The organism is Streptomyces sp. NPDC097619, assembly GCF_040302735.1.
In the GTDB taxonomy this organism is placed as follows: Bacteria; Actinomycetota; Actinomycetes; order Streptomycetales; family Streptomycetaceae; genus Streptomyces.
The window spans coordinates 1-5,238 of sequence record NZ_JBEOSD010000278.1; the positions used below are offsets into that span (position 1 = coordinate 1).

Annotated in this window: 6 protein-coding genes; 3 read left to right on the top strand and 3 right to left on the bottom strand. The window is 74.4% G+C overall.

Annotated elements, in window-relative coordinates; genetic code table 11:
- Positions 1-116: 116 nt before the first annotated feature.
- Entirely contained in the window at positions 117-686 is a 570-nt protein-coding gene (locus ABTZ17_RS36170; RefSeq protein ID WP_352200066.1) for a DoxX family protein, read from the bottom strand.
- Positions 687-755: 69 nt separating this feature from the next.
- Positions 756-1,541: a dioxygenase family protein gene (locus tag ABTZ17_RS36175; protein WP_352200067.1), complete on the bottom strand. Its 786-nt coding sequence runs from the start codon at positions 1,539-1,541 to the stop codon at positions 756-758.
- A 132-nt stretch (positions 1,542-1,673) separates the two neighbouring features.
- Between ABTZ17_RS36175 and ABTZ17_RS36180 the strand changes: the two genes are divergently transcribed.
- The 3 genes from ABTZ17_RS36180 (at position 1,674) to ABTZ17_RS36190 (ending at position 3,098) form a co-directional block, all read left to right on the top strand.
- On the top strand, positions 1,674-2,138 hold the full coding sequence (locus tag ABTZ17_RS36180; RefSeq protein WP_352200068.1) for a MarR family winged helix-turn-helix transcriptional regulator: 465 nt from the start codon (positions 1,674-1,676) through the stop codon (positions 2,136-2,138).
- Between the two features lie 124 nt (positions 2,139-2,262).
- Positions 2,263-2,904 carry a helix-turn-helix domain-containing protein gene (locus ABTZ17_RS36185; RefSeq protein ID WP_352200069.1) on the top strand — a complete coding sequence of 214 codons (642 nt, stop codon included), beginning with the start codon at positions 2,263-2,265 and terminating at the stop codon, positions 2,902-2,904.
- A gap of 38 nt (positions 2,905-2,942) precedes the next feature.
- Positions 2,943-3,098 carry a DUF6126 family protein gene (locus ABTZ17_RS36190; RefSeq protein ID WP_352200070.1) on the top strand — a complete coding sequence of 52 codons (156 nt, stop codon included), beginning with the start codon at positions 2,943-2,945 and terminating at the stop codon, positions 3,096-3,098.
- A gap of 37 nt (positions 3,099-3,135) precedes the next feature.
- Here ABTZ17_RS36190 and recQ read toward each other — a convergent pair whose 3' ends face one another.
- Positions 3,136-5,136, bottom strand: coding sequence for a DNA helicase RecQ (gene recQ, locus ABTZ17_RS36195; protein ID WP_352200071.1), 2,001 nt, complete (start codon positions 5,134-5,136; stop codon positions 3,136-3,138).
- Positions 5,137-5,238 lie beyond the last annotated feature (102 nt).

A 5,238-nucleotide genomic window follows, 5' to 3' on the forward strand; every position in this document is an offset into this window, starting at 1 on the left:
CTGCTCGAAGGCGTGCACGGACTCGCTGTCGGCGGCGAAGGCCACGTCGGCGCTGCTGAACAGCGCGTCGTGTTCGCCGACGACGAGCAGGACGGCCGTCCCGGGCCAGACTCCGCCTAGGAGCGGACCAGCAGGGTGACCGCCGCGAGCACGGCCGCGAGCAGCAGGGCCGCGGCGCCGTGGCGCAGTCGGTGCTCGCGGACCACGGGCAGGAACCGGTCCAGGGCGTACCGGCCCGGGCCGGTCAGCGCGAGGGCGGCGGCGACCGCCACCAGCAGCAGTTCGTACTCCACCCCGCCCTTGCCCGCGAAGAAGCTGCCGCTCCAGGTCACGGCGAGGGCGTTGACCATGGTCCCGGCCACGGCCGCGGCGGCCAGCGGGGTGAGCAGTCCGAGCGCCAGCCCGATCCCGCCCAGCGTCTCGGACAGTCCGGCGACCACCGCGAGGAACTCGCCCGCGGGGTAGCCGCTGGAGGAGAAGAAGGCGCCGGTCCCGCTGACTCCCCCGCCGCCGAACCAGCCGAACAGCTTCTGCGCCCCGTGCCCGACCATGACCAGCCCCACCGCGACGCGCAGCAGGAGCAGTCCCGCGTCGTGGGCGCGCAGGCGGGCCTCGTCGGCGGTCGGGGAGGCGGCGGAGACGAGCGGCGCGGTGGCGCCCCGGGTGGTGCTGCTGATCGAGCTCATGACAGGCGGCTTCTCTCTGTGGGGGGAAGTCGGAAAGGTGCGTACCGCGGTGCGGCGGGTCCGGCCGGGTCAGCCGAACTGGAGGGAGCGCTTGGCCAGGCCCATCCAGAAGCCGTCCACGGCGGTGTGCGCGCGGTGCAGGTCCCCCTCGGCGGCGCCGAGGGTCACGAACAGCGGCGCGAAGTGCTCGGTGCGGGGGTGGGCCAGTCGTCCGGCGGGCGCCTTGTTCTCGAAGTCGAGCAGGGCGTCGACGTCGACCGCGTCCAGGGCCCGGCGACCCCAGTCGTCGAACTCGGCGGACCAGCCGGGGACCCCGGGTCCGGTGTGTCGCAGGGCGGCGAGGTTGTGGGTGAAGAATCCGCTGCCGACGACGAGCACGCCCTCGTCGCGCAGGGGGGCCAGCTTGCGGCCGATCTCCATCAGGCGGACCGGGTCCAGGGTCGGCATGGACACCTGGAGCACCGGGACGTCCGCCTCCGGGAACATCTCGACCAGCGGTACGTAGGCACCGTGGTCGAGGCCGCGGTCCGGGATGTCCTGGACCGGGGCGCCCGGGGCGCGCAGCAGCTTGCGGACCCGTTCGGCGAGGGCGGGAGCGCCGGGGGCGTCGTAGCGGACCCGGTAGTAGTGCTCGGGGAAGCCCCAGAAGTCGTACACCAGGGGCACGGGCTCCACCGCGCCGAGGGCGAGCGGAGCCTCCTCCCAGTGGGCCGAGACCATCAGGATGGCCGTCGGTCGGGGCAGCCCGGCCGACCAGGCGGCGAGCTCGCCCGGCCACACGGGGTCGTCGGCGAGCGGGGGTGCGCCGTGGCTGAGGTAGAGGGCGGGCATCCGCCCGGGGGTCGCGCCGGTCATCGTGGTTCCTCTCCTCAGTGTGCGCCCGGCCGGCCCCGGAGGGCCCGCGCCGCTCGGTGTTCAAATTCGAACCACCGGGACTCCGAACCTACCGCGTGATTCGAATTTGAACAACTGCCGTAAGCTGTGACCATGGCAGAAACGAGATGGCTGGACGACGGCGAGATGCGGGCCTGGAAGGCCTTCCTCGCGGCCGGCGCGCTGCTGAACCGGCGCCTCGACCAGCAACTGAAAGAGGACTCGGGGCTCTCCCACGCCCAGTACGAGATCCTGGTGCGGCTCTCCGCCGCCCCCGACGGGGAACTGCGCATGACGGAGCTGGCCGACGCGCTGATCAACTCCAAGAGCGGGCTGACCTACCAGGTGGGACAGTTGGAGAAGGCCGGCCTCGTGCGCCGCCGCAGCTGCCCCTCCGACGTCCGCGGGGTCTTCGCCGTCCTCACCGACAGCGGCCGCGAACTCCTGGAGGGCGCGGCGCCCGGTCACGTCGCCGCGGTCCGCGCCCACCTGGTGGACGTGCTCACCCCCGAGCAGCTGACCGCGATCGCCGACGGCCTCGGCGAGGTCACCCGGCGCCTGCGGGCCGGTTCGGCCTGATCCGATCGGTCTCCGCGCCCCCGGCACCCCGGGACGCACCCCGCCCGACCCGGCCGGTCGACCCGCTTTTGCCCCGGAGGCAAGACGGCTTGCCCGTCAGGCAAGGTTCTGGCTCAATCGGGTCATGACCCCAGCCCCCGAGCACCCGTCCGAGCGGGCGGCGGAGGAGTCCGGTCCGGCCGCCGAGCTGCCGGAGGTGGCCCCCCAGCTGCGCGCCCTGCGCCGCCGTACCGGTCTGACCCTGGAGGCCGCGGCCGCCCGGGCCCGACTCTCCCCGGCCCACCTGTCCCGGCTGGAGACCGGCCGCCGCCAGCCTTCCCTGCCGATGCTGCTCGGACTGGCCCGCGCCTACGGTACGACGGTATCCGAACTCCTGGGCGAGGCGCTGCCCGCCGCCGACCCGGTGGTCCGGGCCGGCGGCCCGGGCGCCCGCGAGGCCGACGGCTGGACGTACTGGCAGGCCGGCTCCTCCGGCCGCGGCATGCAGGCCCTCCGCGTGCACGTGCCGCACGGCCGCGGCCAGAGCGAGCTGGTCCGCGTGCACCCGGGCGAGGAGTGGCTGTACGTGCTCAAGGGCGGGCTCAGCCTGCGGCTCGGGGACACCGAGTACCGGCTGGAGCCCGGGGACAGCGCCCACTTCGACTCGCTCACCCCGCACCGGATCGCCGCCGTGACCGGAGCCGGGGCCGACCTGCTCTTCGTCCACACTCTGCTGCAGAGCACCCTCGCCGGGCTGTGCCTGGGCGCGGGTGCCCCGCGGCCCTGACCGCGCGCACCCGCGCGCCGCACCGAGGGGAAACCACCATGGAGGAGTCCGGCCGACCGCCGACCGTCCGCGCCCGCATCGAGGCGAAGTTCCCGCGGGGGCTGGTGATCAGGCTGTTCGCGTACCTGGTCGCGGGTCACCTGTTCGCCTTCTTCGTCTACCTGCTCTTCACGCTGGGCGCCAAGAACCAGTGACGGACCGGGCCGGGGCCGCCGGCCCCGGCCCGTCCTCCTACTCCCAGTCGTCCCACGGCGGGTCGAAGTCCTCGTCGAAGGGCGGCGGCTCCTCCTCGTCCGACGGGGCCGCCCCGCCCTTCCGGCCGGCTGCCGGAGCGGCGGGCGCGGGCGCGGCGGGAGCCTCCGGGGCAGCTCCACCGGCCGCCTCCCCGAGGGCCGCCAGCACCCCTTCGCCGTACTTGGCGAGCTTGGCCTCGCCGACCCCGCCCACCGAGGACAGCTCCTCGACCGTGCCGGGCCGCAGCGTGGCGATCTCGCGCAGGGTGGCGTCGTGGAAGACCACGTACGCCGGGACCCCCTGCTCCTTGGCGGTCGCGGCCCGCCAGGCGCGCAGCGCCTCGAACAGCGGCACGGCCTCCGCGGGCAGGTCCGCGGGGATCCGGGAGGCCCGCGACCGGCCGCCGCCCTCCTTGCGGCCGCCCGCGGCCCGCGCGGGGGCCGCCTCCTTGCGGAGCGGCACGCTGCGGTTGCCGCCGAGGACCTCCCCGCTCGCGTCGGTCAGGACCAGGGTCCCGTAGTCCCCCTCCACCGCGAGGAGGCCCTGGGCCAGGAGCTGGCGGACCACCCCGCGCCACTCGGCCGTGGACAGGTCCGCGCCCACCCCGAACACCGACAGCCCGTCGTGGTCGAACTGGATGACCTTGGCGGTCTTCTTGCCCTGGAGGATGTCGATGATCTGCCCGGCCCCGAACTTCTGGCGCCGCTCCCGGGCCAGCCGCCACACCGTGGACAGCAGCTTCTGCGCCGCGACCGTGCCGTCCCAGGACTCGGCCGGCGTCAGGCAGGTGTCGCAGTTCCCGCAGGGACCCTCCGAGCTCTGCCCGAAGTAGGCGAGCAGACGGGTGCGGCGGCACTCGACCGTCTCGCACAGCGCGAGCATGGCCTCCAGGTGCGCGGCCAGGGACCGGCGGTGCGCCTCGTCCCCCTCCGAGCCGTCGATCAGCTTCCGCTGCTGGACCACGTCCTGCAGGCCGTAGGCCAGCCAGGCCGTGGCCGGCTCGCCGTCCCGGCCGGCGCGGCCGGTCTCCTGGTAGTAGCCCTCCACGGACTTGGGCAGGTCCAGGTGGGCCACGAAGCGCACGTCGGGCTTGTCGATGCCCATGCCGAAGGCGATGGTGGCGACCACCACCACGCCGTCCTCGCGGAGGAACCGGGACTGGTTCGCGGCGCGCGTGGCCGCGTCCATGCCCGCGTGGTACGGGACGGCGGCGACGCCCTGCTCGGCCAGGAAGGCGGCGGTCTTCTCCACGGAGGCCCGGGACAGGCAGTAGACCACGCCGGCGTCGCCCTCGTGCTCGGCCCGGATCAGGGCCAGCAGCTGCCGCAGCGGATTGTCCTTGGGGGCGATGCGGTACTGGATGTTGGGCCGGTCGAAGCTGGCGACGAAGTGCCGCGCCCCCTCCAGGCCGAGCCGCGCGGCGATCTCGGCGTGCGTGGCCTCGGTGGCGGTGGCCGTCAGCGCGATCCGAGGCACCTCGGGCCAGCGCTCGTGGAGCATCGACAGGGCCAGGTAGTCCGGCCGGAAGTCGTGGCCCCACTGGGCCACGCAGTGCGCCTCGTCGATCGCGAAGAGGGACACCTTCCCCTGGTCGAGCAGGCGCCGGGTGCCCTCCGAACGCAGCCGCTCCGGGGCCAGGTAGAGGAGGTCCAGCTCGCCCTCGCGGAAGGCCCGCTCCACCTCGGCCCGCTGCCAGGACTCCTGGGTGGAGTTCAGGAACCCCGCCCGCACCCCGAGGGCGGTGAGGGCGTCCACCTGGTCCTGCATCAGGGCGATCAGCGGGGAGATCACCACGCCGACGCCCTCCCGGACCAGCGCCGGGATCTGGTAGCAGAGCGACTTGCCGCCGCCCGTCGGCATCAGGACCAGGGCGTCCCCGCCGCCCACGACCTGCTCGATGATCTGCTGCTGTTCCCCGCGGAAGGAGTCGTACCCGAAGACGCGGTGGAGCACCTGCAGGGCATCGGAGGTCTCGGCGGAAGAGCCCGGAATGGTCATCCCAGAAGCCTACCGGCCGCCTCGGACAGCGGGGCCGGGATCACGCCGCCCGTCCGGGCCCCGCCCCACCGGGCCCGGACGGCGGCGCTGCCGCGATCTCCC

Excerpts from the sequence above, each read along its gene's own strand:
- ABTZ17_RS36175 (WP_352200067.1), bottom strand. The coding sequence starts at position 1,541 with ATGACCGGCGCGACCCCCGGGCGGATGCCCGCCCTCTACCTCAGCCAC.
- ABTZ17_RS36170 (WP_352200066.1), bottom strand. The coding sequence starts at position 686 with ATGAGCTCGATCAGCAGCACCACCCGGGGCGCCACCGCGCCGCTCGTC.
- ABTZ17_RS36190 (WP_352200070.1), top strand. The coding sequence starts at position 2,943 with ATGGAGGAGTCCGGCCGACCGCCGACCGTCCGCGCCCGCATCGAGGCG.
- recQ (WP_352200071.1), bottom strand. The coding sequence starts at position 5,136 with ATGACCATTCCGGGCTCTTCCGCCGAGACCTCCGATGCCCTGCAGGTG.
- ABTZ17_RS36180 (WP_352200068.1), top strand. The coding sequence starts at position 1,674 with ATGGCAGAAACGAGATGGCTGGACGACGGCGAGATGCGGGCCTGGAAG.
- ABTZ17_RS36185 (WP_352200069.1), top strand. The coding sequence starts at position 2,263 with ATGACCCCAGCCCCCGAGCACCCGTCCGAGCGGGCGGCGGAGGAGTCC.